This is a genomic window from Corynebacterium stationis (assembly GCF_001941345.1).
Classification (GTDB): domain Bacteria; phylum Actinomycetota; class Actinomycetes; order Mycobacteriales; family Mycobacteriaceae; genus Corynebacterium; species Corynebacterium stationis.
On record NZ_CP009251.1, the window covers coordinates 500874 to 527264 of the forward strand.

At 55.2% G+C, this 26391-nt stretch carries 31 protein-coding genes and 1 pseudogene; 27 read left to right on the top strand and 5 right to left on the bottom strand.

The genetic code is table 11. The features are described from left to right. The first annotated feature begins 1 nt into the window (after position 1). From rplE to CSTAT_RS02495, 3 genes are all read left to right on the top strand, one after another. Positions 2 to 553, top strand: a complete 552-nt coding sequence (gene rplE / locus CSTAT_RS02485; protein ID WP_066792440.1) for a 50S ribosomal protein L5 — start codon at positions 2 to 4, stop codon at positions 551 to 553. 168 nt (positions 554 to 721) lie between these two features. Next, a complete protein-coding gene (locus CSTAT_RS02490) occupies positions 722 to 1267 on the top strand; it encodes a hypothetical protein (RefSeq protein ID WP_075722359.1) in 546 nt (181 codons plus the stop codon). Positions 1268 to 1381: 114 nt separating this feature from the next. Continuing rightward, positions 1382 to 2167 (top strand): formate/nitrite transporter family protein, encoded by a 786-nt coding sequence (locus tag CSTAT_RS02495; protein WP_075722360.1) that lies wholly within the window; start codon positions 1382 to 1384, stop codon positions 2165 to 2167. Here the strand turns inward: CSTAT_RS02495 and fdhD are convergent. Both fdhD and CSTAT_RS02505 read right to left on the bottom strand, forming a co-directional pair. After that, entirely contained in the window at positions 2136 to 2993 is an 858-nt protein-coding gene (fdhD, locus tag CSTAT_RS02500) for a formate dehydrogenase accessory sulfurtransferase FdhD (RefSeq protein ID WP_075722361.1), read from the bottom strand. The two genes, CSTAT_RS02495 and fdhD, sit on opposite strands and share 32 nt — an antisense overlap. 9 nt (positions 2994 to 3002) lie before the next feature. After that, the gene (locus CSTAT_RS02505; protein WP_075722362.1) at positions 3003 to 3281 is read right to left on the bottom strand and encodes a DUF6457 domain-containing protein; all 279 of its coding nucleotides are present in this window, start codon (positions 3279 to 3281) and stop codon (positions 3003 to 3005) included. A gap of 345 nt (positions 3282 to 3626) precedes the next feature. On the opposite strand from CSTAT_RS02505, the gene rpsH reads away from it, so the two are divergent. The 16 genes from rpsH (at position 3627) to rplQ (ending at position 13886) form a co-directional block, all read left to right on the top strand. Next, the gene (gene rpsH, locus CSTAT_RS02510) at positions 3627 to 4010 is read left to right on the top strand and encodes a 30S ribosomal protein S8 (RefSeq protein WP_066792445.1); all 384 of its coding nucleotides are present in this window, start codon (positions 3627 to 3629) and stop codon (positions 4008 to 4010) included. Positions 4011 to 4026: 16 nt separating this feature from the next. Next, positions 4027 to 4563 (top strand): 50S ribosomal protein L6, encoded by a 537-nt coding sequence (gene rplF / locus CSTAT_RS02515; RefSeq protein WP_066792446.1) that lies wholly within the window; start codon positions 4027 to 4029, stop codon positions 4561 to 4563. Between the two features lie 3 nt (positions 4564 to 4566). Next, the gene (gene rplR / locus CSTAT_RS02520) at positions 4567 to 4968 is read left to right on the top strand and encodes a 50S ribosomal protein L18 (protein WP_066792447.1); all 402 of its coding nucleotides are present in this window, start codon (positions 4567 to 4569) and stop codon (positions 4966 to 4968) included. 34 nt (positions 4969 to 5002) lie between these two features. Continuing rightward, entirely contained in the window at positions 5003 to 5623 is a 621-nt protein-coding gene (gene rpsE, locus CSTAT_RS02525) for a 30S ribosomal protein S5 (RefSeq protein WP_066792448.1), read from the top strand. Between the two features lie 4 nt (positions 5624 to 5627). Continuing rightward, positions 5628 to 5813, top strand: a complete 186-nt coding sequence (gene rpmD, locus CSTAT_RS02530; RefSeq protein WP_066792449.1) for a 50S ribosomal protein L30 — start codon at positions 5628 to 5630, stop codon at positions 5811 to 5813. Between the two features lie 7 nt (positions 5814 to 5820). Beyond that, the gene (gene rplO / locus CSTAT_RS02535; RefSeq protein WP_066792450.1) at positions 5821 to 6270 is read left to right on the top strand and encodes a 50S ribosomal protein L15; all 450 of its coding nucleotides are present in this window, start codon (positions 5821 to 5823) and stop codon (positions 6268 to 6270) included. A gap of 320 nt (positions 6271 to 6590) precedes the next feature. Next, positions 6591 to 7919: a preprotein translocase subunit SecY gene (secY, locus tag CSTAT_RS02540; RefSeq protein WP_075722363.1), complete on the top strand. Its 1329-nt coding sequence runs from the start codon at positions 6591 to 6593 to the stop codon at positions 7917 to 7919. Next, the gene (locus CSTAT_RS02545; RefSeq protein WP_066792452.1) at positions 7919 to 8464 is read left to right on the top strand and encodes an adenylate kinase; all 546 of its coding nucleotides are present in this window, start codon (positions 7919 to 7921) and stop codon (positions 8462 to 8464) included. The genes secY and CSTAT_RS02545 overlap by 1 nt, the downstream gene beginning before the upstream one ends. Then, the gene (gene map / locus CSTAT_RS02550) at positions 8465 to 9262 is read left to right on the top strand and encodes a type I methionyl aminopeptidase (RefSeq protein ID WP_075722364.1); all 798 of its coding nucleotides are present in this window, start codon (positions 8465 to 8467) and stop codon (positions 9260 to 9262) included. Positions 9263 to 9304: 42 nt separating this feature from the next. Then, positions 9305 to 10102, top strand: a complete 798-nt coding sequence (locus CSTAT_RS02555) for a L,D-transpeptidase (RefSeq protein WP_075722365.1) — start codon at positions 9305 to 9307, stop codon at positions 10100 to 10102. Between the two features lie 263 nt (positions 10103 to 10365). Beyond that, positions 10366 to 10584, top strand: coding sequence for a translation initiation factor IF-1 (gene infA, locus CSTAT_RS02560; protein WP_003854422.1), 219 nt, complete (start codon positions 10366 to 10368; stop codon positions 10582 to 10584). Positions 10585 to 10768: 184 nt separating this feature from the next. Next, entirely contained in the window at positions 10769 to 11137 is a 369-nt protein-coding gene (gene rpsM / locus CSTAT_RS02565) for a 30S ribosomal protein S13 (protein ID WP_066792455.1), read from the top strand. A 3-nt stretch (positions 11138 to 11140) separates the two neighbouring features. Beyond that, complete coding sequence (gene rpsK / locus CSTAT_RS02570) at positions 11141 to 11545, top strand: 30S ribosomal protein S11 (protein ID WP_066792456.1); 405 nt, start codon at positions 11141 to 11143, stop codon at positions 11543 to 11545. A gap of 22 nt (positions 11546 to 11567) precedes the next feature. Then, a complete protein-coding gene (gene rpsD, locus CSTAT_RS02575; RefSeq protein ID WP_075722366.1) occupies positions 11568 to 12173 on the top strand; it encodes a 30S ribosomal protein S4 in 606 nt (201 codons plus the stop codon). A gap of 123 nt (positions 12174 to 12296) precedes the next feature. Then, entirely contained in the window at positions 12297 to 13301 is a 1005-nt protein-coding gene (locus CSTAT_RS02580; protein ID WP_075722367.1) for a DNA-directed RNA polymerase subunit alpha, read from the top strand. A gap of 72 nt (positions 13302 to 13373) precedes the next feature. Next, the gene (gene rplQ, locus CSTAT_RS02585) at positions 13374 to 13886 is read left to right on the top strand and encodes a 50S ribosomal protein L17 (RefSeq protein ID WP_075722368.1); all 513 of its coding nucleotides are present in this window, start codon (positions 13374 to 13376) and stop codon (positions 13884 to 13886) included. Between the two features lie 113 nt (positions 13887 to 13999). Here the strand turns inward: rplQ and CSTAT_RS02590 are convergent, their stop codons facing one another. Next, on the bottom strand, positions 14000 to 14329 hold the full coding sequence (locus CSTAT_RS02590; RefSeq protein ID WP_075722369.1) for a hypothetical protein: 330 nt from the start codon (positions 14327 to 14329) through the stop codon (positions 14000 to 14002). Between the two features lie 253 nt (positions 14330 to 14582). Here CSTAT_RS02590 and truA point away from each other — a divergent pair, with 253 nt between their 5' ends. Together truA and eccB are read left to right on the top strand one after the other, a co-directional pair. Beyond that, a complete protein-coding gene (gene truA, locus CSTAT_RS02595) occupies positions 14583 to 15455 on the top strand; it encodes a tRNA pseudouridine(38-40) synthase TruA (RefSeq protein ID WP_075722370.1) in 873 nt (290 codons plus the stop codon). A gap of 42 nt (positions 15456 to 15497) precedes the next feature. Then, complete coding sequence (eccB, locus tag CSTAT_RS02600) at positions 15498 to 16814, top strand: type VII secretion protein EccB (protein WP_075722371.1); 1317 nt, start codon at positions 15498 to 15500, stop codon at positions 16812 to 16814. A gap of 193 nt (positions 16815 to 17007) precedes the next feature. Here eccB and CSTAT_RS02605 read toward each other — a convergent pair. Continuing rightward, positions 17008 to 18000: pseudogene (locus CSTAT_RS02605) on the bottom strand (S8 family serine peptidase); the annotation flags it as partial. Next, a complete protein-coding gene (gene eccD / locus CSTAT_RS02610; protein ID WP_244892879.1) occupies positions 18000 to 19340 on the bottom strand; it encodes a type VII secretion integral membrane protein EccD in 1341 nt (446 codons plus the stop codon). The pseudogene CSTAT_RS02605 and the gene eccD, both read right to left, overlap by 1 nt. Before the next feature lie 136 nt (positions 19341 to 19476). On the opposite strand from eccD, the gene eccCa reads away from it, so the two are divergent. The 6 genes from eccCa to rpsI all read left to right on the top strand — a co-directional run bounded on the left by eccCa (position 19477) and on the right by rpsI (position 26275). Next, on the top strand, positions 19477 to 23154 hold the full coding sequence (gene eccCa / locus CSTAT_RS02615) for a type VII secretion protein EccCa (RefSeq protein ID WP_075722374.1): 3678 nt from the start codon (positions 19477 to 19479) through the stop codon (positions 23152 to 23154). 2 nt (positions 23155 to 23156) lie between these two features. Continuing rightward, positions 23157 to 24167: a type VII secretion-associated protein gene (locus CSTAT_RS02620; protein ID WP_075722375.1), complete on the top strand. Its 1011-nt coding sequence runs from the start codon at positions 23157 to 23159 to the stop codon at positions 24165 to 24167. Between the two features lie 156 nt (positions 24168 to 24323). Further along, positions 24324 to 24638, top strand: coding sequence for a WXG100 family type VII secretion target (locus tag CSTAT_RS02625; protein WP_066792466.1), 315 nt, complete (start codon positions 24324 to 24326; stop codon positions 24636 to 24638). A 66-nt stretch (positions 24639 to 24704) separates the two neighbouring features. Further along, on the top strand, positions 24705 to 24992 hold the full coding sequence (locus CSTAT_RS02630; RefSeq protein ID WP_006823267.1) for a WXG100 family type VII secretion target: 288 nt from the start codon (positions 24705 to 24707) through the stop codon (positions 24990 to 24992). Between the two features lie 300 nt (positions 24993 to 25292). Further along, entirely contained in the window at positions 25293 to 25736 is a 444-nt protein-coding gene (rplM, locus tag CSTAT_RS02635) for a 50S ribosomal protein L13 (protein ID WP_066792468.1), read from the top strand. Next, positions 25736 to 26275 carry a 30S ribosomal protein S9 gene (rpsI, locus tag CSTAT_RS02640; RefSeq protein ID WP_066792469.1) on the top strand — a complete coding sequence of 180 codons (540 nt, stop codon included), beginning with the start codon at positions 25736 to 25738 and terminating at the stop codon, positions 26273 to 26275. Before rplM ends, rpsI begins: the two co-directional genes overlap by 1 nt. Positions 26276 to 26391: the final 116 nt, after the last annotated feature.

Here is a 26391-nt window from a genome sequence, read left to right on the forward strand (position 1 = left end):
AATGAGCGAGAACTACACCCCTCGTCTAAAGACTCGCTACCGCGAGGAAATCAAGGATGCTCTTAACAAGGAGTTCTCCTACGACAACGTCATGCAGATCCCTGGCGTCGTCAAGGTTGTTGTCAACATGGGCGTCGGCGACGCTGCCCGTGATGCCAAGGTCATCAACGGTGCTTTGGAAGATCTGACCCTCATTACCGGTCAGAAGCCACAGCTGCGTCGCGCAAAGAAGTCCATTGCAAACTTCAAGCTGCGTGAAGGCATGCCAATTGGTGCTCGCGTTACCCTGCGCGGCGACCGCATGTGGGAATTCCTCGACCGTCTGCTGACCATCGCGCTGCCACGTATTCGTGACTTCCGCGGTCTGTCTGACCAGCAGTTCGACGGCAACGGCAACTACACCTTCGGTCTGTCTGAGCAGACCATGTTCTACGAAATCGACGTGGACAAGATTGACCGCCCACGTGGTATGGACATCACCGTTGTTACCACCGCTACCAACGATGAGGAAGGCCGCAAGCTGCTTCGCGAGCTTGGCTTCCCATTCAAGTAAATAGCGTTTAAGAAATCCGCTAGCCCTGATAAGTGGCTGGCGGATTTTTTGATCGCGGAACACTGCCTGTGGATAACTCACGCAGTTAGTTGACACGTCATGTGAGTAACTGGCCAAATTATCGAGCGTCGGTGGATTGTGTTTGCGCTATCAACTTAGGTTAAGGGCATGAACACATTTCAAACAGACATAGTTCAAGACGACCTAGTACCCAGCGACCCATACCAAGCATTCGTTTATTTTCAGTCCCACGGGATGGAAATCCTCCGAGAAATTTTTGGATACCCAGCGCAGGAGCTGGCTGATGCAGGAATGACCCTAGATACGGCACAGAGTTACACCGAGCTCGCAGATGTATTCTTCGGCCCCACCAACTCACCGCGCTTGCAGCAGCTAACTGTCGAGACGGCACAGGCACGTGGATTGAGCATGGACCAACTTCTCATGATCGACCGGCATGCTCAGAGTCTTCACATTCAGGATGCGGCGTGGATGCTGCGTGCGGAATTGATAGCTTTTGACGGTTGCTACGATGAAATGGATGCATACGCCTTCGCACGTGTGGAATCTCTCGGTGGCATCAAGGCGAAAAGATGGATGCGAGCCACTATGGTTGCCGATACGCGTCGGCGTATTGCAAAGTTGAAGAAGGCCTTGGGGATCATTGGGTCTGCGAGCCAAGCCGAAGTGGGACTAATTCGGTCACGCTGTTAGTCACCCACTAAAGTAGTACAAATCAAAAACATCCTCCGTGCGGCTAGGGATCATGTGGCTTTTGGTCATGTAACTCTCTAGCCGTGGGACCGTTCGACCGGGAAGACACCTATTTTGAGTTTGAATGAATCAGTTGCAGCTGCTGTTGACAAGAAAGTTATCCTGTTTGACCAGGATCAGCCGAGGTTTTTGACCCGTGGCGTATTAGCGGGGGCCTACCTGGCTCTCGGCACGGCGTTCGCGGGTGCAGCCGGACACGCTGTTGAGCAGCTTGCGCCAGGTTTGGGAGCGATGGTATTTGCCGCGCTATTTGGCCTGGGCCTGTTTGCGATCGTGGTCTTAGGAGCGGAGCTGGCCACAGGCTCGATGATGTTTTTCAGCTACGCCGCAGCGACCAAACAAGTCAGGTGGGGCAAGGCCGTGTGGATTGTCTTTCTCACCACGGTCTACAATCTCATCGGCGTGATTCTGATCGGTGCAGCCTTGGGGGTTTCGGCCAAGTTCGCGGATATGGATCCGTCGCACTTGTTGTCCACCATTTCCAGCGGCAAGGTAGAAAAATCTGTTCAGGGAATGTTGGTCGAAGCGATGGTGGCAAACTTCGTAGTCAACATGGCTATTATCGGCGGCATTTTATCTAAAGAAGTGGTCTCTAAGTTCTTTGCGATTGTGCCAATTATTGCGATATTCGTAGGGCTTTCTACCGAACACGTCGTCGCAAATTTCTGCGTCATGGTTATTACCTTGTTCGCCTCGGACCCGATCCCCGCAGCGATGACCGTTGGGTCTGTTTCCCTTAACTGGGTAGTGGTGTGGGCCGGCAACTTCCTCGGCGGCGGTATTTTGATGGGCGGAGTTTACGCGTGGCTTAATAAGGGGCCACAGGAGTATCGCGATTAGCTTTTAAACGGCCGGAGTAAAGGTTGAAACGGTTACCGCGTGCAAAACCCACTAGGTTCATCCCCAGATCGCGGGCGGTTTCAACCGCGAGCGAGGAGGCAGCGGATACGGCAATCAACGTGCCAAACCCCGCCATCGCAGCCTTTTGCACCAGTTCAAAAGACGCTCGCGAACTCATCACCATAATCAGGTCGTTGGCTGGCAGCATGCCTTCCATAATCAAGTGTCCGATGACTTTATCGGCTGCGTTATGTCGTCCGATATCCTCGCGCACCACAATCGGATTGCCCTCATAATCAAAGGCGCCGGCGGCATGGATTCCGCCGGTCTTGCGAAATTGCTTCTGAAATTCGCGCAACTTCTCCGGCAGGGTAGCAGCCAGTTCCGGATCCAAGCCCACCTCGGGGATGGGGTGATAAAGCTTATGCGTCAATTCTTCAATGGATGAGGTGCCGCATACGCCGCAGGCGGAGTTTGTCATCGTCAAGCGAATTGCTTCAGGCGCCAAAACGACGTTATTGGCTAACTGCACGTCCAGAACGTTATATGTATTCTCGCCCTGCGCATTCGTGCCCGCGCAATACCGCGCCACGGCGATATCTTCCACCGTGCGGATATGGCCTTCCGAATGCAAAAAGCCATGGGCAAGCTCAATATCATTGCCCGGCGTACGCATGGTGGTGGTAATTGTCTGCTGCCCGACGCGAATCTCTAGCGGCTCTTCGGCGGTAACACTATCGGCACGGGTATCTTCTTCCCACCCAGTGCCATCGTTAGTCCGCCGCATGCGCGTAACCGCGAAGTTTTGGTTCAATCGTCCTGCCATGTGTTCTCCTTAAATTTCCTGTTGCTCACTATGCGTCGCATTAATCAACGCGCTTAGCTTTTCGATGTTCTCCTCGACCTCCTGTGGAGTCTGCGAGGCTAAACCAACCAAGAAGGAGGTTAAAGGCGCAGCCGGACGCGAGCGATTGTGCGCGACATCCCGGGTTAGTGCTAGCAATGCGCGAATGTGTGGGGTGACATCGTCAGGCGCAAGACCGAGTGCGGTGGATGCTTCCACGAGCCATTCATGCGCGGTCTGCACCGCTTGGTCATCAGAGGACTTACTCATACCCACACTGTAGTACTTCTAGAGAAAATCAAAACATGTGAAATTCACCGCAAGTGTTTTGGAAAACGCCAGCTAAAACGGTAATGTAGCACCTCGGACTAGCACCATGAAGGCGCTGACGCGGTTCACCTGCGAAAAGCGGCTTTGACTAGCTACTCCGAGCACGATTTTAATACATCTACTTTGTTGTAGGCCCCTCGCCAAATTAAGCGGCCCGTGTATGCATCAAAGGGTAGCGAGCGCCCACCGGTACTGACCGATGGGAGCGTAAGTAGCCCGAAATCACACGGAAAACGCAGGTGAGTTACGGGAACCGCGACAAGAAAGGCAAACGGTCACCTAACTATGACCATGACAGATCCAATCGCGGACATGCTGTCACGCGTGCGTAACGCAAACCATGCGCAGCACGACACCGTGTCCATGCCGACCTCCAAGATCAAGGCAAACATTGCTGAGATCTTGAAGCAGGAAGGCTACATCGCTGACTACTCCGTCGAAGGACACAACCTGTCCTTGGAGCTTAAGTACAACAACCGTGAGCGTGCCCTGTCGGGCCTTCGCCGCGTGTCTAAGCCAGGTCTGCGTGTGTACGCAAAGTCCACTAACTTGCCAAAGGTTCTAGGCGGCCTCGGCGTGGCTATCATCTCCACGTCCAACGGCTTGCTGACCGACCGTCAGGCTACCGAGAAGGGCGTAGGCGGAGAAGTTCTCGCCTACGTCTGGTAATAGGGAGGTATGCACAATGTCACGAATTGGTAAGGCACCCATCGCTTTGGCGAATGGCGTAGAAACCACCATCAATGGCCAGGCCATTGAGGTCAAGGGCCCTAAGGGAACCCTCAACGTTGAGATCCCTGCTCCTATCACCGCTGTCGTTGAGGACAACGAAATTCGCGTTGTCCGTCCAGATGACCACCGCGAGAACCGTGCACTGCACGGCCTGTCGCGTTCCCTCATCAACAACGCAGTCGTTGGTGTCACCGAGGGCTTCACCATCAAGATGGAAATCTTCGGTGTTGGTTACCGTGTAGCACAAAAGGGTAAGGACCTGGAGTTTGCTCTGGGTTACTCCCACCCGATCCTCATTGAGGCTCCAGAGGGAATTACCTTCGCTACCGATGGCACCACCAAGTTGTCCATCTCCGGTATTGACAAGCAAATCGTCGGACAGATCGCTGCGAACATTCGTCGTCTGCGTAAGGATGATCCTTACAAGGGCAAGGGTATCCGTTACGCTGGCGAGCAGGTCCGTCGCAAGGTCGGAAAGACGGGTAAGTAAGCAATGGCAAACACTGAAACCGCAAAGCGCACCCCAGTCGGTAAGGACATCTCCACCCGACGTCGCGAAGCACGTGCTCGTCGCCACTTCCGCGTCCGCAAGACACTGCGTGGTACCCCAGAGGCTCCACGCTTGGTTGTCCACCGCTCCTCCCGCCACATGCACGTCCAGGTCATCGACGACTTGGCTGGCCACACCTTGGCTGCAGCTTCCTCCATGGAAGCTGATGTGCGCGCACTGGAAGGCGACAAGAAGGCTAAGGCATCTAAGGTCGGCGCACTAGTTGCTGCTCGTGCCAAGGAAGCCGGCATCGAAGCCGTCGTCTTCGACCGCGCAGGCTACAAGTACCACGGTCGCGTCGCAGCTCTTGCAGACGCCGCTCGCGAAGGTGGTTTGAAGTTCTAATGGTCAACGGAAACATCAACGGAAGGAACGCCTAATGTCGGACCGTGAACAGCGTGACGGCGGACGCTCCGCCGAAAACAACAACAACCGTGGCGGCCGCGGCCGTCGCGACGATCGTCGTAACCAGCAGGACAACGAGCGCGATAAGTACATCGAGCGCGTTGTAACCATCAACCGCGTCTCCAAGACCGTGAAGGGTGGACGCAACATGTCGTTCACCGCACTGGTCATCGTTGGCGACGGCCAGGGCATGGTTGGCGTTGGCTACGGCAAGGCTAAGGAAGTACCTGCTGCAATCCAGAAGGGTGCAGAAGAGGCTCGCAAGAACTTCTTCCGCGTTCCAATGGTTGGCGGCACCATCACCCACCCAGTCCAGGGTCGCGACGCAGCCGGCATCGTTATGATGAAGCCTGCAGCTCCTGGTACCGGTGTTATCGCTGGTGGCGCTGCTCGTCCAGTTCTTGAGTGTGCTGGTATCCAGGACATCCTGTCGAAGTCTCTCGGCTCCGATAATGCCCTCAACGTCGTCCGCGCAACCGTGGATGGCCTAAAGCAGCTGGTCCGCCCTGAAGAGGTTGCCGCACGTCGTGGCAAGTCCTTGGAAGAGGTCGCTCCAGCCCGTATGCTGCGCCAGCGCGCAGGACAGGAGGCATAATCCAATGGCTCTGAAGATTACACAGGTAAAGGGCCTGGTAGGTACCAAGCCAAACCACCGCGCAAACATTGAGGCTTTGGGTCTTAAGCGCATCGGCCATTCTGTTATTCAGAAGGACACCCCGATCATCCGTGGTATGGCCAACAAGGTACGTCACCTGGTCACCGTCGAAGAAGTGGCAGGGGAGTAGATAAACCATGGCTGATATCATCAAGCTGCATGATCTGCGCCCAACCAAGGGTGCAAACACGCCAAAGACCCGCGTCGGCCGCGGTGAGGCTTCAAAGGGTAAGACCGCTGGTCGTGGTACCAAGGGTACCCACGCTCGTAAGCAAGTTTCGGCTGCTTTCGAAGGTGGTCAGATGCCAATTCACATGCGTCTGCCGAAGCTTAAGGGCTTCAAGAACCCAAACAAGATTACCTACCAGGTAGTCAACGTTGCGGATTTGGCAGAAGCATTCCCACAGGGTGGCGACGTCGCAGTAGCTGACATCGTTGCCGCTGGCCTGGTCCGTGCTAAGCAGCCGGTCAAGGTTCTGGGCGAAGGCGAAATCAGCGTCAAGCTGAACGTCACCGCAGACAAGTTCTCCAAGTCTGCAGTAGAAAAGATCGAGGCTGCTGGTGGCTCGACCACCGCAACCAAGTAGTAGGTCAATTTAAGACCCACTAGAGGGCCTTATGAGAGCGCAATGTTCTCATAAGGCCCTTTCGCTGTTTTCATCCCTTTCCTGGCATAGGGGCTTTGAGAAAGGAATACGTCACATCGACGAGAACTTGTCGCTGCAAGCAGGTAAAGTTGAGCGAGCATTAAACCGTACCTAAGTACCACCTAACTATTAAAGGCTGGTACTGTTTGACTGTTGTGTAAGTTGTGCTCATTATGAGCAACAATTGATAGCGAAACTAAACTTAGTGTGCTTTCCTCCTGCCAGACCTTGGCCCGGTAGGGAAGTCTCAGGAGGCATCTGTGTCCGCCATTATTCAGGCATTTAAGGACGCCGATCTCCGGAAGAAGATCATTTTCACCCTCATAATGATCATTGCTTACCGGATCGGTGCCCAAATCCCGACCCCGGGAGTGGATTACGCAAGTATTTCAGCGCAGCTGCGGCAGCTCACCCAAGAATCGGGCGACCTTTACTCGGTCATTAACCTGTTCTCCGGTGGCGCACTGCTGCAGCTGTCTATCTTCGCCATCGGCATCATGCCGTACATTACGGCGTCGATCATCGTCCAGCTCCTCACGGTTGTTATTCCGCACTTCGAGCAATTGAAGAAGGAAGGTCAGTCCGGCCAGTCCAAGATGACGCAGTACACGCGTTATCTGACTCTGGCACTGGCACTTTTGCAGTCCGCAGGCATCGTGGCTTTAGCGGATCGTCAGCAGCTTCTCGGCCAAGGGGTAGAAGTGCTGGATCCAAACCGCAACCTGTTTACGCTCATTGTCATGGTCATCGTGATGACTTCTGGTGCTGTGCTGGTGATGTGGATGGGCGAGCTGATCACCGAAAAGGGTATCGGCAACGGTATGTCGCTTTTGATCTTCGCCGGTATTGCTACTCGCCTTCCAACCGATGGTCTGCAGATTCTGCAGAATAACGGTGGCCTTGTCTTTGCGATGGTCGTTATGGGCATCATCGTGCTTGTTGTTGGTATTACCTTCATCGAGCAGGGCCAGCGCCGCATCCCAGTGCAGTACGCCAAGCGTATGGTTGGCCGTCGTCAGTATGGAGGTTCTTCGACCTACCTGCCACTGAAGGTTAACCAGGCTGGTGTTATTCCAGTCATCTTCGCATCGTCGCTGATTTACATGCCGGTGCTGATTACTCAGATCGTCAACTCGTCACAAGCAACTCCGCCGGATAACTGGTGGCAGCGCAACGTCGTCGCATGGCTGCAGGCACCATCATCCTGGCAGTACATTTTGATGTACTTCGTGCTGACGATCTTCTTCTCGTACTTCTACGTCTCTGTTCAGTACGATCCAGCAGAGCAGGCCGATAATATGAAGCGCTACGGCGGCTTTATCCCAGGCATCCGCCCGGGCCGTCCAACTGCTGAATACTTAGGCTTCGTCATGAACCGCCTGCTATTCGTCGGTGCTATCTACTTGGCCCTGATTGCCGTGATGCCAAATGTCCTGCTTGATATGGGCGTTGGCGGACAAGGCTCGGGTGGCGGCATGTCTGCCTTCGGCGGTACCGCTATTCTGATTCTTGTGTCTGTAGCATTGACAACGGTGAAGCAAATTGAATCCCAACTACTCCAATCCAACTACGAAGGACTTCTAAAGTAATGCGACTCGTACTCCTCGGCCCTCCCGGCGCTGGCAAAGGCACCCAGGCAGCAATCCTGAGCGAAAAGCTCAACATCCCACACATCTCTACCGGCGACCTGTTCCGCGCCAACATCGGCGAAGGCACCCCACTAGGTGTTGAGGCTAAGAGCTACATGGATGCTGGCAAGCTCGTACCTACCGACGTCACCGCACGCATGGTTGAAGACCGCCTGTCGCAGGACGATGCCGCAAACGGCTTTTTGCTCGATGGCTTCCCACGCACCGTTGAGCAGGCAGAGATTCTCAAGGACTTGCTTGCTAAGAAGGACCAGGTTCTCGATGGTGTATTGAACTTCCAGGTATCTGATGACGTCGTCGTTGAGCGCATGCTTGCCCGCGGCCGTGCAGATGACAACGAAGAGACCATTCGTACCCGCATGTCGGTCTATCGCGATGAGACCATGCCACTGATTGATTACTACGGTGAGAAGATCATCGACATCACCGCTGAGGGCACCATCGAAGAAATTAACGACTCTGCGATGAAAGCTATCGGCAAGTAAATGGGACGACGCAGCCGTAAAAACCTCATTCCTGCGCGTACCGCAGGTGAGCTCGACGCCATGCAAGCCGCCGGTGAGATTGTTGGCCGGACTCTGCAGGCCGTTAAAGCGGCTGCCAAGCCTGGTGTTTCGACCATGGACCTAGACCTCCTGGCGGAACAAACCATACGTGAAGCAGGTGCTATCCCTACCTTTTTGGGATATGGGGGCTTTACCGGCAGTATTTGCACGTCGGTCAATGACGTCATCGTGCACGGTATTCCGAATGAAGAACACATCTTGAAAGAGGGCGACTTAGTCTCCATCGACTGTGGCGCGACCCTTGATGGATGGGTGGGGGACTCCGCGTGGTCTTTCGGTATCGGGGAGCTTGCGCCAAATGCGCAAAAGCTTAACGATGCCACCGCGTGGATCTTAGAACAAGGTATCCAAGCTATGCAGCCGGGCAATCGCCTGACGGATGTTTCCCATGCTATTGAATTAGCGACTTATGAAGCTGAAGATAAGTGGGACGTGGAGCTTTTCATTGTTGATGGCTTCGGGGGCCATGGTATTGGCCGCACTATGCATGAAGATCCTTTCTTGCCGAATGAAGGCAAAGCCAACCGTGGCCCTTTGATTCAAGAAGGTTCCGTTTTGGCGATTGAGCCGCTGATTACTCTTGGCACTGAAGATAACTTCGTTGATGCTGATGATGAGTGGACCGTCTACACGGAAGATGGTTCGTGGGCTGCACACTGGGAGCACACCGTTGCTGCGACGGCTAATGGTCCGCGAATTTTGACGCCGCGCTATTAAATAACTATGCGAAACTTGGCAGGAAGGTTTATACTTCTTGCCATGTTGAAAACCAGCTTTGCAGGTATCCGTCGCTCGGTCGTAGCGCTTGCTGCTTCGGCAGCTACCGCGGTCGCGCTCTTGGGAGCATCTCCGGCTGCGCAGGCCCAGTCCGCGCTTCCGCAGGTTCCCGATTTTGCTCAAAGTTCCACCGATATCACCTTCGATGAAGTGCTCAAGCAACCACGCGAAAATGCGTGGGCTTCACGTAACGCTTTCTTGAAGCAGGTGAGCGAGTTTGACCCCAACGCCGCTCGTCAAATCAAGCCAGTAATTGATAACGCTCTGGATATCACCTTCCCTGGGCTGCGTGCTCAGAAAGAACGTGAAGAAAAGCAGCGCTTGGCTGCTATCCGTAAGGCACGTGCTGCAGAGGTAGCTGCTGAAAAAGCACGCGCTGAACAGGCAGCACGCAAGGCTGAGGCCGCTCGCAAGGCCCGCTCCTTCAACGTTGGTCCTTGTCCAGCTGACGCGGACGTGTGCGTCGACGTCGATGGCCGCCGTACTTGGCTGCAAAACAACGGCAAGGTTAGCTATGTTGCACCTTCCATGGCTCCTGGCAAGCGCGGTCAAGATACCCCACGCGGCACGTTCTACGTCAACCGCAAGGTAAAAGACGAGATCTCTTACGAGTTCAACAACGCACCAATGCCATACGCAATCTACTTCACCAACAACGGACACGCCTTCCACATGGGCGACCCAGCGTATGACTCAGCGGGTTGTGTTCGTCTCCCACAGCAGGCCGCCCTGCGCTACTGGGACAACCTGCAAATCGGCGATAAGGTCTTCATCTACTAAGAGCTTTTCATCTCGATACCGCACAGCTTCATTCGCGCGGGCTTCCTAAAATTCGGAAGTCCGCGTTTGTTTTGCTGCCAGAACCGGTGGCAGCAGTTCACCAGCGAGAAAGATAGATTTGCATATTTGGAAAACCGCTGCTTAACGCGTAAGCTATGACGATGGTGTATGCGCACGTGCAATCACGTGTTGGCTGCATCAGGTAGTAGACATTTAAAAATGCAGGTAGCCGGCTTAAAACGGCTGCCAGAAAAGTAGAGGTTATGGCTAAGGAAGGCGCAATTGAGGTAGAGGGTCGCATTGTCGAGCCGCTGCCAAACGCAATGTTCCGTGTCGAGCTCGATAATGGGCACAAGGTTCTTGCTCACATTTCCGGCAAGATGCGTCAGCACTACATCCGTATTCTCCCAGAGGACCGCGTAGTGGTGGAGTTGTCTCCTTATGACCTGACCCGCGGACGCATCGTCTACCGCTACAAGTAAAAACCGAAAGCCTCCTTAATCAGGGGTGCCCGCAAGGTCGGGCGCTCTATTTATACCTCAGGCCACGGTGGCCAGAGCCTGCACCACAATGTTGCCCATAGACCCGGTCGGACCGGGCGAAGCGTGACATGGTGCGGGGCGGTTAAGGAGAAAACCACCGTAACAACCCGAAAGGACAAGCCACATGGCACGTCTAGCTGGTGTTGATCTTCCACGCAACAAGCGCATGGAGATCGCGCTCACTTACATTTACGGAATCGGCCCAAGCCGTTCCAAGGAGCTGCTGGAAAAGACCGGCATTTCTCCTGACCTGCGTACCGATAACCTGGATGATGACCAGTTGTCGGCACTGCGTGACGCAATTGAAGCTTCCTGGAAGGTAGAGGGTGACCTCCGCCGTCAGGTTCAGGCTGACATTCGTCGCAAGATTGAAATCGGTTGCTACCAGGGTCTGCGCCACCGTCGTGGCCTGCCAGTCCGTGGTCAGCGTACCAAGACCAATGCGCGTACGCGTAAGGGTCCTAAGAAGACGATCGCAGGAAAGAAGAAGTAATAAATGGCTCAGAAGACTCAGTCCACGTCGCGCCGTTCCGGCCGTCGTGTAGTCAAGAAGAACGTGGCCCAGGGCCACGCTTACATTAAGTCAAACTTCAACAACACCATCGTGTCCATCACGGACCCATCCGGTGCTGTTATCTCTTGGTCCTCTTCCGGACAGGTTGGTTTCAAGGGATCCCGTAAGTCCACTCCATTCGCAGCGCAGATGGCAGCAGAGTCTGCAGCACGCAAGGCGATGGAGCACGGCATGAAGAAGGTTGACGTATTCGTTAAGGGCCCAGGTTCGGGCCGCGAAACCGCAATCCGCTCACTACAGGCCGCCGGCTTGGAAGTTTCGTCCATCTCTGACGTAACTCCTCAGCCACACAATGGCTGCCGACCACCGAAGCGTCGCCACGTTTAAGGGAAGGAAGAGAAACTAAACTATGGCTCGTTATACCGGCCCCGCTACTCGTGTATCCCGCCGTCTTCGCGTCGACTTGGTCGGCGGCGACATGGCTTTCGAACGCCGCCCATACCCACCGGGACAGGCTGGCCGAAACCGCATCAAGGAATCTGAGTACCTGCTGCAGCTCCAGGAGAAGCAGAAGGCAAAGTACACCTACGGTGTGCTTGAGCGTCAGTTCCGTCGCTACTACGTAGAGGCAAACCGTCAGCCAGGTAAGACCGGCGACAACTTGGTTGTTCTGCTGGAAACCCGTCTTGATAACGTCGTCTACCGCGCAGGTCTGGCACGTACCCGTCGTCAGGCACGTCAGCTTGTCTCCCACGGTCACTTCACCGTGAACGGCAAGAAGACCAATGTTCCTTCTTACCGCGTATCGCAGTACGACATCATCGATATTCGCGAGCGTTCCCAGAAGATGGAATGGTTCGAAGAGGCTCAGGATCGTCTCGGCGAAGCTGTTGTACCAGCTTGGCTGCAGGTTGTACCTGAATCCCTGCGCATCCTCGTGCACCAGCTGCCCGAGCGCGCTCAGATCGACGTGCCGCTGCAGGAGCAGCTCATCGTCGAGCTTTACTCGAAGTAAACTGTTTATCCGTACGGTGCCAATTACGGCACAGTGCGGTTTGCACAGGAATCAATCGGATTCCTTCCATAATTTTCACCCTCTACCGGCGTCAAATAGCGGTCGTCGACAAGGAGAAGTTCCATGCTTATTTCACAGCGCCCACAGGTTACCGAGGAGTTCATCGATTCCTCCCGCTCCCGGTTCGTCTTCGAACCACTGGAGCCAGGTTTCGGCTACACCATCGGTAACTCCATGCGTCGTACCCTGCTGTCTTCCATCCCTGGTGCAGCAGTAACTTCCATCAAGATCGAAGGTGTTCTCCACGAGTTCACCACCGTCAACGGTGTGAAGGAAGACGTTTCTGAAATCATCTTGAATGTTAAGAGCCTGGTGCTTTCTTCTGACTCTGATGAGCCAGTAGTTATGTACCTGAGCAAGGAAGGCCCTGGCGCAGTCACGGCTGGCGACATTCAGCCGCCAGCTGGTGTGGAAATCCACAACCCAGACCTGCACATCGCAACTCTGAATGACACTGCGAAGCTGGACATGGAACTCGTCGTTGAGCGTGGCCGTGGCTACGTTCCTGCAGCACCAACTTCTGGTGACATCGGACGCATTCCGATCGACCAGATTTACTCCCCAGTGCTGAAGGTCTCTTACAAGGTTGAAGCTACTCGTGTTGAGCAGCGCACCGACTTTGACAAGCTGATCATCGACGTGGAAACCAAGAACTCAATTTCTGCTCGTGACGCCCTGGCTTCTGCCGGTGGCACCCTGGTCGAACTCTTCGGCCTGGCTCGCGAGTTGAACACTGCAGCTGAAGGTATCGAGATCGGACCATCCCCACAGGAGTCCGAATACATCGCGGCTTACAGCATGCCAATTGAGGATCTGAACTTCTCCGTACGTTCGTACAACTGCCTGAAGCGTCAGGAAATCCACACCGTCGGTGAGCTCGCAGAGTGCACCGAATCGGACCTGCTGGATATCCGCAACTTTGGACAGAAGTCCATCAACGAAGTGAAGATTAAGCTGGCTAACCTGAATCTGGCTCTCAAGGACACCCCTGAGGACTTCGATCCAACCCAGCTGGAAGGCTACGACGCTGAAACCGGTGACTTCAAGGATCCGGCTGAATCCGAGTAAATAGCAATTGTGCTCGACCGAGAAAATATTCGGTCGCGCGCTCTACCTAATCCGCACACGAGGAGTACTTAAATGCCTACCCCTAAGAAGGGTGCCCGTCTCGGCGGCTCCGCTAAGCAGCAGGCTCACCTGCTGAGCAACTTGGCTGCTAGCTTGTTCGAGCACGGCGCAATCAAGACCACCGATGCGAAGGCGAAGATCCTTCGTCCATACGCTGAAAAAATCATCACCAAGGCTAAGGGTGGAACCCTGGCTGACCGTCGTGCAGTGTTGAAGCTCATCCCACACAAGGATGTAGTTGCACACCTCTTCGACGACTTGGCGCCACAGTTTGAAAACCGTGCAGGTGGCTACACCCGCACCGTTAAGCTGGACAACCGTTCCGGCGACAACGCTCCAATGTCCCAGATTTCCCTGGTTCTTGAGGAGACCGTTTCTGCAGAGGCATCCCGCGCAACCCGCGCAGCTGCTTCCAAGAAGGCTGAAGAAGAAGCTGTTGAAGAAACCGCTGTAGAGGAAGCTCCAGTAGAGGAGACCGCTGCAGAGGAAGTTCCAGCAGAAGAGGCTAAGGAAGAAGAGAAGTAATTCTCTAGCTTTATAAAGCTTCAAAGGGCCCTGTACTAAAAACCATTTGGGATTAGTACAGGGCCCTTTTTTCATGCGCTTGGCTGCTTATTCAGCTAGCGCGGAAGAATTAATTAAGGCAGGAAATTCTGGAACTGTGGCCAGAAGTTGGCGATGCCAGCGATGATAGCGGCGATGATGCCTACGCCCAGGATGGCCTGCTCGTTCTCGGAAGAACCTTTGTCCTTGTCGCCTTCGGACTTATCGGAGCTGGTGAGCTCCTTGTTGCCCTCTTCAGATCTGGACTTCTGGTCATCCGGGGTGTCCTCGTCGCCGTTGGAGGAACCAGAGAAGATGCTGTCGTCAGAGGACAGATCCTCAATGCTTGCCTTGATGTCGGAGGAAGTGCCCTCTCGGTCCTCTGCAGCGCCAGCAACAGCGGTGAAGTTCTTGAACTTCTTCATTCGAGTATTTCCTTCCGGACTTTAAAGTCCTTGTGTGAGCAAAGTGGCACATCACAACGTAAGTCGCTGTTGTGAAGCAAGAGACATGTCCGCAAGCCGTATTGCAGCATGGTTAAGCCCGCGTCTACTGTTAAATTCGATGACAAATCACCAATATTTCAGGTGTTTACTGACTCTTTAGACATTGTCCACCGCGAACGTGGCAGCGATGGAGTTTTTCAATCGCCCTCATGCGGGGGTAGGATCGGGGGCTATGACTGACTCTAGCGACCTTGTCCGGCTGCGTTTCGATATCGCCTACGACGGCACCGATTTTCATGGTTGGGCAAGCCAGAAAGGCGACTTGCGCACGGTGCAGGGGGTCCTGGAGAACAGCTTGTCGATGATTTTGCGTCATCCAATTGAACTGACCGTTGCAGGACGCACTGACGCCGGGGTGCATGCCGCGGCTCAGGTCGCGCACGCTGATGCCCCGCGTGAGAGCCTGAACCAACGCAGTATCGATGGCGATCCAGCCAAATTGGTGCGTCGTCTAGCCAAGCTTGTCGATGCCGATATCCGCGTCCAGAATGTCAGCTTTGCGCCGGCAGGTTTTGATGCCAGATTCTCGGCGCTGCGTCGGCATTACCTGTATCGCATCACCACAGACCCAGCGGGAGCTTTGCCAACGCGCGCTCGCGATACGGCTATGTGGACAAAGCCGGTTGACATTAACGCGATGCAGGACGCTGCTACGGCCCTGGTGGGCCTGCACGATTTCGCGGCCTTTTGCAAGGCCAAGCCCAATGCGACCACCATTCGGGACTTGCAGGAATTTTATTGGGTCGACGCTTCGACGCCGACCGAGCCCAATCTTTATGAAGCACACGTTAGTGCCGATGCCTTTTGCTGGTCGATGGTGCGCTCACTTGTCGGCTGCTGCTTAGCCGTAGGAGAGGGGCGTCGGGATATCGATTTTGTAGGGGCGATGTTGGAGGAGACCGCGCGGTCGTCTTCTATTCCTGTTGCCGCAGCAAAGGGATTATCACTCGTGGGTGTTGAGTACCCAGACGATGTTGATTTGGCTACCCGGGCTGCTGTCACTCGGGATAAAAGAAGCGCTGCCAAAGATCTCACTGGAGGCTAAGCTAGCAGATACAGCACTGGCATTTCGGGGGAGAGTTTCGCTGTGTCTAAAATCTTGCCAACTACTAAAGCACAGGTATCAGGACATAAATTTCTGGTGCGGCGAATGCAGCACGCACTAGTGCTGGGTGATATCAGCATGATTCATGACCCACTCGCAGCCAGACGGCGTGCCTTGATATTTGGCACCGTCGCTGTCGTGTTGATTGCCTTAGGCTCTGGGCTTTTGGCGTGGTTGCGGCCCGATCCGAATCCTGGTCAGGCCGAACTTTTAAGCTCTGAGCAAGGCCAGCTCTATGTCCGCGTGGATGAGGTAGTGCACCCAGTTGCAAACCTTGCGTCTGCACGCTTGATTCTGGGCAAAGCTGCCGAGCCGGTCACGATCGGTGCTACGGCACTGGATGATGTTTCATTGGGTACGCCGTTGGGCATTGTCGATGCGCCCCTTGCGCTGTCCACCCCACCGCAGTTAGAGCAGCTGGGGCCGTCACAACCGCATTTGTGGGCAGCGTGCCTTGCCCAACCCCGGTTTGATGAACCACCGTTTATCACCAGTGCTACCCGTGATAAGCCACAACGCGGACATGAACTCATCGTGAGTGTCGGTCATGAATTACAACCTTTAGCGCAACCAGCAGCAGCGTATCTCAGCCACCAGGGCCGCGACTGGCTGGTTTCTACTCAAGGCAGAGCACTACTGCCGGATGCCGATAGCGCCGATGGTCGAACTATCCGTCGTATTTTAAAACTAGACAATCCCGTGGATGTTCCACCCGAGTTTCTCAATGCTTTTACGGAAGCCCCGCCAATAGAGATTCCTGACTTCCAGCTCTTACGTGCGGGAGACGAGCTGTGGGCTGAAGTTGGCAGTGATATAACCGAGGTAACCTCGACCCAAGCCGCCATTTTGGCTGCAGCGGGAGCCACTACCCGTATGGTCACGCACGCTGAGCTGGCAGAATCTAGAACGGTCTCGCATCCAGCTATCGATGCATTGCCTGCCACCGTGCCGAGCATCTTGGATAGCGTTCAACCTGGCACTAGCAATGAGGACCAGGACTGGTTATGTGCTGACTCAGAAGGTTCTGCAGTGTCCCTGGCGCCGGTGAAAAATGCAGTGGAGCTTTCAGGCGATAGCCCGGCGCGCTATTTCACCGGACTGACTGGTGGAGCGGTGGCGGTCGATACCGGATCGGGGCTGCACATCATCGAAGAAACTGGCCGGCGCCACGAGTTGCCCGATGTCGAGCACGTCGATGCTTTGGGCGTTGCCGTTCACGAGGCTGCTTGGCCGATTGTCCGCTTACTTCCGGAAGCTTCGCCGCTAACACGTGAGAGCGCTGTCGCCGCGAGTTATTAATTACTCCGGTAATAAATAGCGCAAGAAGGACCACCGCACCGGTTGCTGTAATCAGCATTTTCAGACGCGCCGGAGCCGGCGATTCCTCAGCAGTTTCGGGGGATAAGGCTACGGTGCGTATCTCCTTGGGCATACTTTCGGGCAGATACCCTAGTGCTGCGAGTGGATCGTGAACGTGATGGGCTGACTGTGCGGAGGCGTAGATAATCTCACGAATCTCCGCCGGGGTTAAATGCGGATTGCGTTCTAGAAGTAGTGCGACGGTGCCGCTAACCGTTGGCGTGGCATAACTTGTGCCATTAAAGCCACCTTCGGTGCCATTTTTGATTGCTCCGCGCATCCATCCGGTGCCGTTAGGATGCGCAGCAATATCGACCGTGCCAGGTGCTGAAACCCATTGTCCTTGTGCAACAGGGAGGGAGTATTCGGCTAATTCATACGCGCTGGATAAAGCGGCAACCGTAATGACGGTATCTTCGACCGCAGGATAGACCACCATGCCAGGCTCGCACTCGCCATCGATATTGCCCGCTGATGCCAGAACCACCACTTCTTCATCTTCGGCACGGCCCAGAGCCTCGGATAGCCCATGCGAATCCAGTGTGGCGGCGCGTTCTTCGCTGATACACGCCACGATAGACAAACTAATGACGTCAGCTCCATTATCGATAGCAGAGTGCACCGCCTCAGCCATCGTTGCTAAAGAACCTGAGCTTTCCGAGCCCGGGGAATTGCGATAGTGCTGGGAGGATTGCCGGATAGATAATAAGGTCGCATCGGGAGCAATGCCCATATCGCGGGCACCGATGACACTGGCAACCACAGTGCCGTGGATATCGCAGTCATTCAAAGACTCGGCATTATCCGGTGTGACTAAGTCCTCCCCAGGCTCAAGCCGTGAAAATTGTTCATGCCCGAACACCCCCGTATCAATAATTGCGACTTTGACCCCGCGTCCTGTTGCCAAAGCATGCAGACGCGAGCGATAGTCCTGCTGTTGCGGGCTAAACCCCGGCCCTTCAGCAGAACCGATAGGCACAGCGCAGGGAACATCTTGTGCCATTGCGACGGGGGCCATTGGATACAGCGGTTCCAATGGCCCGAAGGGATCGAATGACTCGAGTGTCATATGCGGTAAGGCCACTATGCCCACGATGGCTGCCAGTGCGATTTTTACCTTGCGCATTAGCCCAGCCCCCGGATGAAGTCGAATAATCCGGCTACGTGCGCGGCCATTGGCAGACACAGCACCAAAGCTGCTGCCTCAAGACGTTCGCACCACTGGACCATAGTCGGTGAAGCTTGTGAAATCCGCGGCGCCCACCACGGCGATAAAAGCGCTGCAACAAGGGGAAGGCACGCGGCGATCCACAGTAGGGGATGGACCTGCCCGTAATAGTCTGCGACTGCCACAACCACGGGCGCAGATAATGCAGAGCACGCAGCCAACACCGTTAGCGACCACTGCACCATGAGGTGCCGATGCCTGCCAGCATGCAGGACAACTGCAGCGCACAGCATCAAGCACAATAAAGTACTAATAATTGGGGTATTGGCGCTGGTGAGGGCAAGATATCCCACAGCGCTAATGGCAGCGGCGCAGACACCTAAACACATGCCTTCATAAATAAAATGAGCTTGAGCAGAACGTTCATCAACATCATCGATAAGCTCATCTGAGACCGCCAAATCTTGCCCAGCCGTGGGCAACTGCGGGACGCGTAGGCCAGCAAACATCGTCGACAGTCCCGGCGCGCTGGCAAGGATAGCAATCGCCGCAGCAATAATTGCGCCGTCGCTGTGCGGGGCACTAAGCCCTGCAAGAAATAACATCACCGCGATGACACCTGCCGCACTGGTGGTGCGCGCATGCGCAATACCTAATACATGACATCCCACAGCCACTATCGCGCACATCAGCGCGGCTGCGTAGAAGCCAAAGCTCAACTCGCGCGCAGACTGTATGGTCCAGCCTGCTGCGGAATTACCTGCAATTGCTGTACCAGCAGCAATCGCGGCCGAAGAAATAATCAGCCATCCTAAAGGCAACCGCCGCTTCCACACCGCTAACACCGCCGCGCCGACCGTAACTATTAGTGCTGCCAACGCCACTGCCAGCGCGAGCGATTGCCCGCTTAGAAACCCTCCAACTGCACCAGTTGCGATTAGCGCTACAACCGACCACAACAGCACGATTCCGCGCGGTGCATCTGCAGTGGCTGAATCCACGAGCGCCTCCGCCGAATCCCGAATCACGGGTGCCGGGGTGTCTTCGGCAGGAGACAGGAGCACCACGGAGCCATCGACAAGCTGGGTAGCAAACAGCGGTGCCGATTGATCCACGGGCCTTCCGCCAGCCGTTGTAGCCCGCCACGGCTTAGTCACCGATGGCGCCCCGATAAAGTCTGTGACCTCCGCGAGTAGTTCATTAAAAGACGATGACACCGGCAAAGCCAGATCGGCTTCTTTGCGGAATTCACCAACATGACAGCGCACAGTAACGCGCACACTTTGTGAAAAATTCACTATTTCCCCCGAAATGAATATGAAAGTTGCAGGCTCCCCACCTTGCCCAACCGCCTCTATTGTGGCTTACTAGTGGGGGCGTGTCCACACCGACTGGGTGGGCGCATGCTTCTTCGGGGGAAGAGGGGGAAATTAAATGGCGGTCATTGAACCGGTGTCATTTGCGTTGCGCGATCCTGCGCCACCGTTGCCCACGGGCAGCTTAGATGCAGAAGCTGTCCCGCAAGCTACGCGCAGCCAACCGCTGCCTTTAGTGCGCATACTTATGCCGCTGGTGATGGTCGTGGCGATGCTGGGCATGGTGGCGATGATGGTGCTTTCTTCACAAGGGCCACCTAACCCGCTGATGTTGATGTTTCCGGTGATGATGCTGGCGAGTATGGCGATGATGTTTAATCCCCAAAGCGGTAATGATCCGGATGAGTCCCGGCGCACCTACCTGCGGCATTTAGCATCGTTGCGCACACAGGCCCTAGACAATGCGCAGACCCAACGGCGCCACGGACTGCATCGCCACCCCGCGCCGGGGGACCTGCAGGCGATGGTGAAATCCACCAGGATGTGGGAGCGCGCAGTCGACGATGAAGATGCATTTGAAGTACGGGTGGGGTTGGGGCCGGCAGCGCTGGCCACGCCGATTAACGTGGCAGAATCCGGTGCGACCGAAGACCTTGACCCGGTGTGTGCGGTGAGTTTGCGGCATACTTTAGCCGCGGTGAGCACGGTGGCAGATATGCCGGTTGCGTTGCAGCTGCAGGCTTTTCGCTTCCTCGGCCTAGCAGGTGAGGGAGCGCGTGAGGTCGCACGGGCGATAGTGTTGCAACTAGCAACATTCCATGGCCCGGAAACGGTGGGCTTTCGCGCAATTGGGCAGGGGTGGGACTGGCTAAAGTGGCTACCGCACACGCGGCGGCCAGAAGCCGCGCAGTTTACATGCTTGCTTGTCGATGACACCCCGACCACCGGAATTGAGCCTTTCATCGACGACGCCAGCATAGATTGCATCATCGATATCGCTTCTCGGCGCACGACAGCTTTAGGGATTCGCGCTGAGCAAGAAGGGCTTTTCTTGCTTGTCGATGAAGCTTTGCGCGTGGTTACGGCGACCGGCGATGAAGAACTCGGCATCCCGGATAAGGTGAACGCGGAAACCGCACTGACCTGTGCCCGCGCTATGGCTGAGTGTACGCGGCCTGAGACGACTGGCTCTGATACACGCGTGGATTTCCTCAGCCTGCTGGGCTTTGCTGATGTCTCTGAGATGTCGGGTCCTGCGCTGTGGCCAGGGCGAGCCGGATCCGCCCGTCTCGCCGTGCCGATCGGCCTTTCGCCGGCACAAACTCCAGTGATGATTGATTTGAAGGAATCCGCGCAAGGTGGCATGGGCCCGCATGGGCTATGTATTGGAGCTACCGGTAGTGGTAAATCCGAAACCTTGCGCACCATTGTTTTAGCTCTTGCAGCAACGCATTCACCAGAGGAATTGAATTACGTACTCGTTGATTTCAAAGGCGGTGCCACCTTCCTCGGGTGCGACCATCTGCCGCACACGGCAGCGGTGATTACCAACTTAGAAGATGAAGCCGCACTGGTAGAGCGCATGTATGACGCAATTTCGGGGGAGATGAACCGGCGGCAAGAACTCCTGCGTGAAGCGGGAAATTTTGCCAACGTTAGCGAATACACTGCCGCACGTGAACAAGGCCGCACGGATTTAGCACCACTTCCTGCCCTGGTGATCGTGGTGGATGAGTTTTCGGAATTGCTGATGCAACATCCTGACTTCGCCGAGCTCTTCGTCGCTGTCGGACGCCTAGGTCGTTCCTTACATGTTCACCTGTTGCTTGCTTCCCAACGTCTGGAAGAAGGCCGGTTGCGCGGGCTGGATTCTCACTTGTCATACCGGTTGGGTTTAAAGACTTTCTCCGCTGCCGAATCTCGCCAGGTTTTAGGAGTTCCTGATGCATATCATCTGCCGAGCGAACCCGGCGCGGGATACTTAAAAACCGATGCCGATGCGATCGCGCGATTCCAGGCCTTTTACGTGTCCGGCGGAATCACCCGGCGCAGTACTAGTACTTCCACGAACACTGACGTGTATCGCGGAATCATGGAATTTACTGGCTGGGAAGAAGATATTTTCCCAGGCCACACTGAAGATACTTACGTGGATAATTCCACGACATTGCTAGCTGAAGTCGTGGATGCCACCCGTGCTGAAGCCGTGGCGCGCGGGCAATCCGCGCATCAAATCTGGTTACCACCATTGCCACCAGCAATTGAACTCTCCGCCGTCGCGGCCGATTTTCACCCGCACCGCGATGCGCGTAGTCGCGACTCACGCATCCACGCACCCATTGGCATTATTGACCGTCCGTATCATCAACGCCAAGACTTGCTCATGGTGGATTTAACTTCCGGCCACTTTGCGTTATGCGGCGGCACCCAGTCAGGGAAATCTACTGCCATGCGCACCATCGTTGCATCTCTTGCAGCGGCCTATTCACCCGACTTCTTACGCTTTTATGTCATTGACCTAGGTGGCGGGGCATTAAGCGCTTTGCAGCGTTTACCGCACGTAGCTGGGGTTGCAGGACGCCATGATGCAGAGAAAGTCCGGCGCATCGTCGATGAAGTTACGGGATTTATTAACGCTCATGAATCGCGCCACACTTTTCTGGTGGTTGATGGCTGGCATGCTATTGGTACCGCGGGCGCGGATTTCGAAGATATAGCGGAAGCTATTACCAAGATTGCAGCCGATGGACCATCTGCCCGGGTGCACGTGATTATCTCCACGCCACGCTGGACAACCATGCGCCCTGCCATCCGTGACCTCATCTCGGAGCGGTTAGAGCTTAAACTCGGCGAGCCGATGGACTCGCTGTTTGACCGCAAGAAACAACAAGGCCTCCCCAGCGCGCCGGGACGTGGAATTACCCCTGCTGGTGAGTTCTTTTTATGTGCGCGCACATCAAACCAAGATATCGCGCACATCGAATCTACATGGTCAGATATCCAACCGGTGCCACGATTGAAGATGCTGCCTGAACAGCTTAGTGTCAGCGACCTTCTATCCCCAGAAGTTGATTCCAGCACCCGTAGCGAGGATGGAATCCTGTGGGCTGTGGGAGGACGCGACTTGGATATCCAAGCGTGGGATACTCGCCGCAACTTTGTAGTAATTGGCACCTCTGGGGTGGGCAAATCTTCAGTGCTTGCAACATTATTGCAGGGCATTGCCGCCAAGTCACGGGAAGAAGCACGCATTGTGCTCATCGATGAACGCCGCAGCCACCTCGGCACCATCGATGAGTCGATGCTTGCCGCTCATTCAGCAACCTCAGCCGCTACGGAGAAAGCCTTGCGTGACTGCGCGACCACGCTAAAAGCCCGTTTGCCCGGCCCAGAGATTACTCCAGCGCAACTAGCGGCACGCAGCTGGTGGTCGGGTCCAGATATCTATGTGGTGATCGATGATCTCGAGTTGATTAGCGATATGGCACTTGCACCACTCGTCGAGTTATTACCGCATGCCCGCGATATTGGTTTGCATGTAGTCGTGGCACGAAAATCAGGAGGAATTGGCCGCGCGCTCTTTGGACAATTTCTCTCACAGCTGCGCGATACCCAACCGGAAGTCTTTGTCATGGACGCTGCCCGTGATGAAGGCACGATGTTTGGCATCAAACCAGCGGCCCAGCCTCCTGGACGTGGGCAGCTAGGTATCGGCGGAGAACTCGTCGGCCTATGCCAGGCTGCGTTACCGCAACACGCGGTAACGCAGGAAGCTGTCAAAGTAGCTGAAGGATAAAAATGTCACTGTATGAATCACACACCATTGACCTGACCATCACAGTTTTAGATACCGCCACCATCTTTGAAGGCCCAGAATCCATCTATCGTTATGACCTCCCTGGTACCGCAGTCGTTGAAGGGTGGGCGCTATCTGGGGTGATGGAGCAAGCTCAAAAATTACTCCCCGCCCAATGGCCAGAGGTATCCATAGCAGTGGTCGCGGACTCTTCCGGGGGACCGATGTCGCATGAAGCGGTTAAGATTATCCGCCGTCAACTGCAGGTGCACAATGTCACTCTTGTTGACCGCGAACCGGTCGCCGTAGGTGCAACCTATGACGAGCCGCCACAAAGAGAGCAGAGGGAACCGCGGGAAGAGACCGAAATTGTTCGGCCTGCACTCGAGGAAGAGACCTTATTATCGCGCCTTTTGGATAACAAGGGCCTCATGGCGATTATCGCTGGGGTAGTTGTGGTCGTGATTATGCTTGTCTGGCTGCTGCTACGAGGCAGCGGTCAGCAACAACAAGAAGCACTTGCAGGCACCGTTAGCATTACCGCAACACCTGGGGTGACAACACCAGCGGTTACCACCGCCGCCCAGACTCCCACGACGTCATCATCGGCGCCAGCACACCAATCGATTGAAGCTGGTGGATTACGGGTGTTACTGCCCGAAGGCTTTAGCCACACCGAAGAAGATGGACTAGTTACCGCAATTGGACAAGATCCGAATCTGCGCATCCTGATGGTCATGGATCCGCTATATGCAGTGCCCGCGAATGCTTTATTCGCCGAGGTCCGCGCGCAAATTGATAGCGATGAGACTCTTTCCGATCCCCATGAAGCCAATGGGCGGTTGAGCTATATCGAAAGGCCCGGCGATGACTCTGAAGTGAAGTGGACTACCTGGGTCGAAGATGACCAGCAAATATCTCTTGGCTGTCATACCCGCGAGGAGCCAAGCATGGCGCAGCGCGCCGCCTGTCGCATGGCGTCGGAATCGATAGAAACCGTTCCTGAACGATAAGTTCCTGAACGATAAAACGTGCCTTAAAGAAAAGGCACGGAACCTTCCGGAAGATGTGTCAGTCCAATGTAGTTAAGGAAACACGGTAGCAACACAACTGCGGTTTCCGATGGACACTGTCACGCCGATGATAAACCCACAGAAGGGGAAAGCACCATGACCCAAATGTTTAAAACCGAAGCAGAAGTAATGATTGCGACCGCAGGTCGCGTGGATACCACCAATGATGAAGTCGCCGCTGAACTCACCCGCTTGCAGGGCGTAGTTGACCAAGTACGTGCAAGCTGGACCGGTTCCGCACAGGTGTCTTTTGACAACCTGATGAACCGCTATGACGCCTCCGCGCAGCAACTACAGGAAGCACTGACCTCTATCAGCGAAAACATTCGATCGAATGCTCGCAACTTCGACAGCGTCGAGGCTCAGAACCAAGATGCTTTCAACAACGTCGGCGGCGGGCTCGCGCTCTAAAAAACACACCGCACAATCAACTGGATTTATACCTCTATATATAAGGACAAGAAGGAACTAGCCATCATGAGCGAAATCAAATACCAATTCGGCGCTATCTCCAATGCTGCAGCAGATATCAACTCCACTTCCTCCCGCATCAACGGCCTGCTCGATGATCTTAAAGGTGTCATCGCACCGATGGCCGCAACTTGGGAAGGCGAATCCGCTGCCGCGTATAACGAAGCGCAGGCCAAGTGGGACAAGGCAGCAGCGGAACTCAACACCGTGCTGGCTACCATCTCTAACACGGTCTCGCAGTCCAATGACCGCATGAGTGATGTCAACCGCCGTGCGGCAGCAAGCTGGGGATAACTGAATTCATTAATCATTCATTCAGTTTTGAACTAATGTCCCAGGCGGGATAATGCACCAGGGCGCTGTTCGAAGAAGTGAGCTTTTTGAAGGCTGGGGCTTGGCATCGAAAAGCAAGGCACTTTCAGCGTCTCTGGTGTGTTTTGGTTTTTGCGGGCGTGGACATTATGCTGTATACCCTGTGTGCTTTGTCGGCGGATGTCGGCGCACGGTCAGCAGGTCTCCACCGGCCGCTGCTTGACTGTGTATGAGCACGTAGCGCTGGCCGGCAGCCCCCAGAGACAACTCCAAGGAGTCATTTTGTCTACTTTCCACCCAAAGAGCGGTGACATTACCCGTAAGTGGTACGTCATCGACGCAACTGATGTGGTTCTGGGCAAGCTTGCTTCCACCGTGGCAGACATGCTGCGCGGCAAGCACAAGCCTCAGTACGCACCAAACGTTGACTGTGGTGACCACGTCATCATCATCAACGCTGAAAAGATTCACATTTCTTCCAACAAGCGCGACCGCGAAATGCGCTACCACCACTCCGGTTACCCGGGTGGTCTGCGCTCCATGACCCTGGGTCAGTCCCTGGACGCCAACCCAGCGCGCGTAATCGAAGAGGCTGTTACCGGCATGATGCCGCACAACAAGCTTTCCCGTTCCTCTGCAAAGAAGCTTCATGTCTTCAACGGTGCAGAGCACCCATACGCCGGCCAGAAGCCGGAGACCTTCGAGCTTAAGCAGGTGGCACAGTAATGGCTGATAACGAGAACTTCGAGAACAACGTAGCTGACGCTGCTGACATCGCTGCTGCGGCTGCTGCTACCGAAGAATTCACTAACACCATTGGTGATTCTATCGCTCCAGAGGCAACCGCTGAGACCGAAGCTGAGGCTCCAGTCTTGCACGAGGGCCCAATCCAGACCGTTGGTCGTCGTAAGCGCGCAGTTGCTCGCGTACGCATGATCCCTGGTTCCGGTGAAATCGTCGTTAATGGCCGTAGCCTGGACGACTACTTCCCGAACAAGCTGCACCAGCAGGACATCTTGCTGCCACTGACCTTGCTGGACCGTGAAGGCCAGTTCGACATGAAGGTTTCCGTCAACGGCGGTGGCCCAACCGGTCAGTCCGGCGCATTGCGTCTGGCTATTGCCCGTGCACTGAACGTTTACAACCCAGCTGACCGCACTGCCTTGAAGAAGGCTGGCCTGCTGACTCGTGACGCACGTGCAGTTGAGCGTAAGAAGGCTGGTCTGCACAAGGCACGTCGTGCTCCGCAGTACTCCAAGCGTTAATCTTTCGCTTTTTATTCAACTCACCCGTTGTTGTTTCCTTTCCGGAAGCAGCAACGGGTTTGTTGTTTTTGTGCCTGCATGTGGGGGCACGATAGAGCTTGTTGCCGCCCCAAATC

Excerpts from the sequence above, each read along its gene's own strand:
- rplE (WP_066792440.1), top strand. The coding sequence starts at position 2 with ATGAGCGAGAACTACACCCCTCGTCTAAAGACTCGCTACCGCGAGGAA.
- CSTAT_RS02490 (WP_075722359.1), top strand. The coding sequence starts at position 722 with ATGAACACATTTCAAACAGACATAGTTCAAGACGACCTAGTACCCAGC.
- fdhD (WP_075722361.1), bottom strand. The coding sequence starts at position 2,993 with ATGGCAGGACGATTGAACCAAAACTTCGCGGTTACGCGCATGCGGCGG.
- CSTAT_RS02505 (WP_075722362.1), bottom strand. The coding sequence starts at position 3,281 with ATGAGTAAGTCCTCTGATGACCAAGCGGTGCAGACCGCGCATGAATGG.
- rpsH (WP_066792445.1), top strand. The coding sequence starts at position 3,627 with ATGACCATGACAGATCCAATCGCGGACATGCTGTCACGCGTGCGTAAC.
- rplF (WP_066792446.1), top strand. The coding sequence starts at position 4,027 with ATGTCACGAATTGGTAAGGCACCCATCGCTTTGGCGAATGGCGTAGAA.
- rplR (WP_066792447.1), top strand. The coding sequence starts at position 4,567 with ATGGCAAACACTGAAACCGCAAAGCGCACCCCAGTCGGTAAGGACATC.
- rpsE (WP_066792448.1), top strand. The coding sequence starts at position 5,003 with ATGTCGGACCGTGAACAGCGTGACGGCGGACGCTCCGCCGAAAACAAC.
- rpmD (WP_066792449.1), top strand. The coding sequence starts at position 5,628 with ATGGCTCTGAAGATTACACAGGTAAAGGGCCTGGTAGGTACCAAGCCA.
- rplO (WP_066792450.1), top strand. The coding sequence starts at position 5,821 with ATGGCTGATATCATCAAGCTGCATGATCTGCGCCCAACCAAGGGTGCA.
- CSTAT_RS02545 (WP_066792452.1), top strand. The coding sequence starts at position 7,919 with ATGCGACTCGTACTCCTCGGCCCTCCCGGCGCTGGCAAAGGCACCCAG.
- map (WP_075722364.1), top strand. The coding sequence starts at position 8,465 with ATGGGACGACGCAGCCGTAAAAACCTCATTCCTGCGCGTACCGCAGGT.
- CSTAT_RS02555 (WP_075722365.1), top strand. The coding sequence starts at position 9,305 with ATGTTGAAAACCAGCTTTGCAGGTATCCGTCGCTCGGTCGTAGCGCTT.
- infA (WP_003854422.1), top strand. The coding sequence starts at position 10,366 with ATGGCTAAGGAAGGCGCAATTGAGGTAGAGGGTCGCATTGTCGAGCCG.
- rpsM (WP_066792455.1), top strand. The coding sequence starts at position 10,769 with ATGGCACGTCTAGCTGGTGTTGATCTTCCACGCAACAAGCGCATGGAG.
- rpsK (WP_066792456.1), top strand. The coding sequence starts at position 11,141 with ATGGCTCAGAAGACTCAGTCCACGTCGCGCCGTTCCGGCCGTCGTGTA.
- rpsD (WP_075722366.1), top strand. The coding sequence starts at position 11,568 with ATGGCTCGTTATACCGGCCCCGCTACTCGTGTATCCCGCCGTCTTCGC.
- CSTAT_RS02580 (WP_075722367.1), top strand. The coding sequence starts at position 12,297 with ATGCTTATTTCACAGCGCCCACAGGTTACCGAGGAGTTCATCGATTCC.
- rplQ (WP_075722368.1), top strand. The coding sequence starts at position 13,374 with ATGCCTACCCCTAAGAAGGGTGCCCGTCTCGGCGGCTCCGCTAAGCAG.
- CSTAT_RS02590 (WP_075722369.1), bottom strand. The coding sequence starts at position 14,329 with ATGAAGAAGTTCAAGAACTTCACCGCTGTTGCTGGCGCTGCAGAGGAC.
- truA (WP_075722370.1), top strand. The coding sequence starts at position 14,583 with ATGACTGACTCTAGCGACCTTGTCCGGCTGCGTTTCGATATCGCCTAC.
- eccCa (WP_075722374.1), top strand. The coding sequence starts at position 19,477 with ATGGCGGTCATTGAACCGGTGTCATTTGCGTTGCGCGATCCTGCGCCA.
- CSTAT_RS02620 (WP_075722375.1), top strand. The coding sequence starts at position 23,157 with ATGTCACTGTATGAATCACACACCATTGACCTGACCATCACAGTTTTA.
- CSTAT_RS02625 (WP_066792466.1), top strand. The coding sequence starts at position 24,324 with ATGACCCAAATGTTTAAAACCGAAGCAGAAGTAATGATTGCGACCGCA.
- CSTAT_RS02630 (WP_006823267.1), top strand. The coding sequence starts at position 24,705 with ATGAGCGAAATCAAATACCAATTCGGCGCTATCTCCAATGCTGCAGCA.
- rpsI (WP_066792469.1), top strand. The coding sequence starts at position 25,736 with ATGGCTGATAACGAGAACTTCGAGAACAACGTAGCTGACGCTGCTGAC.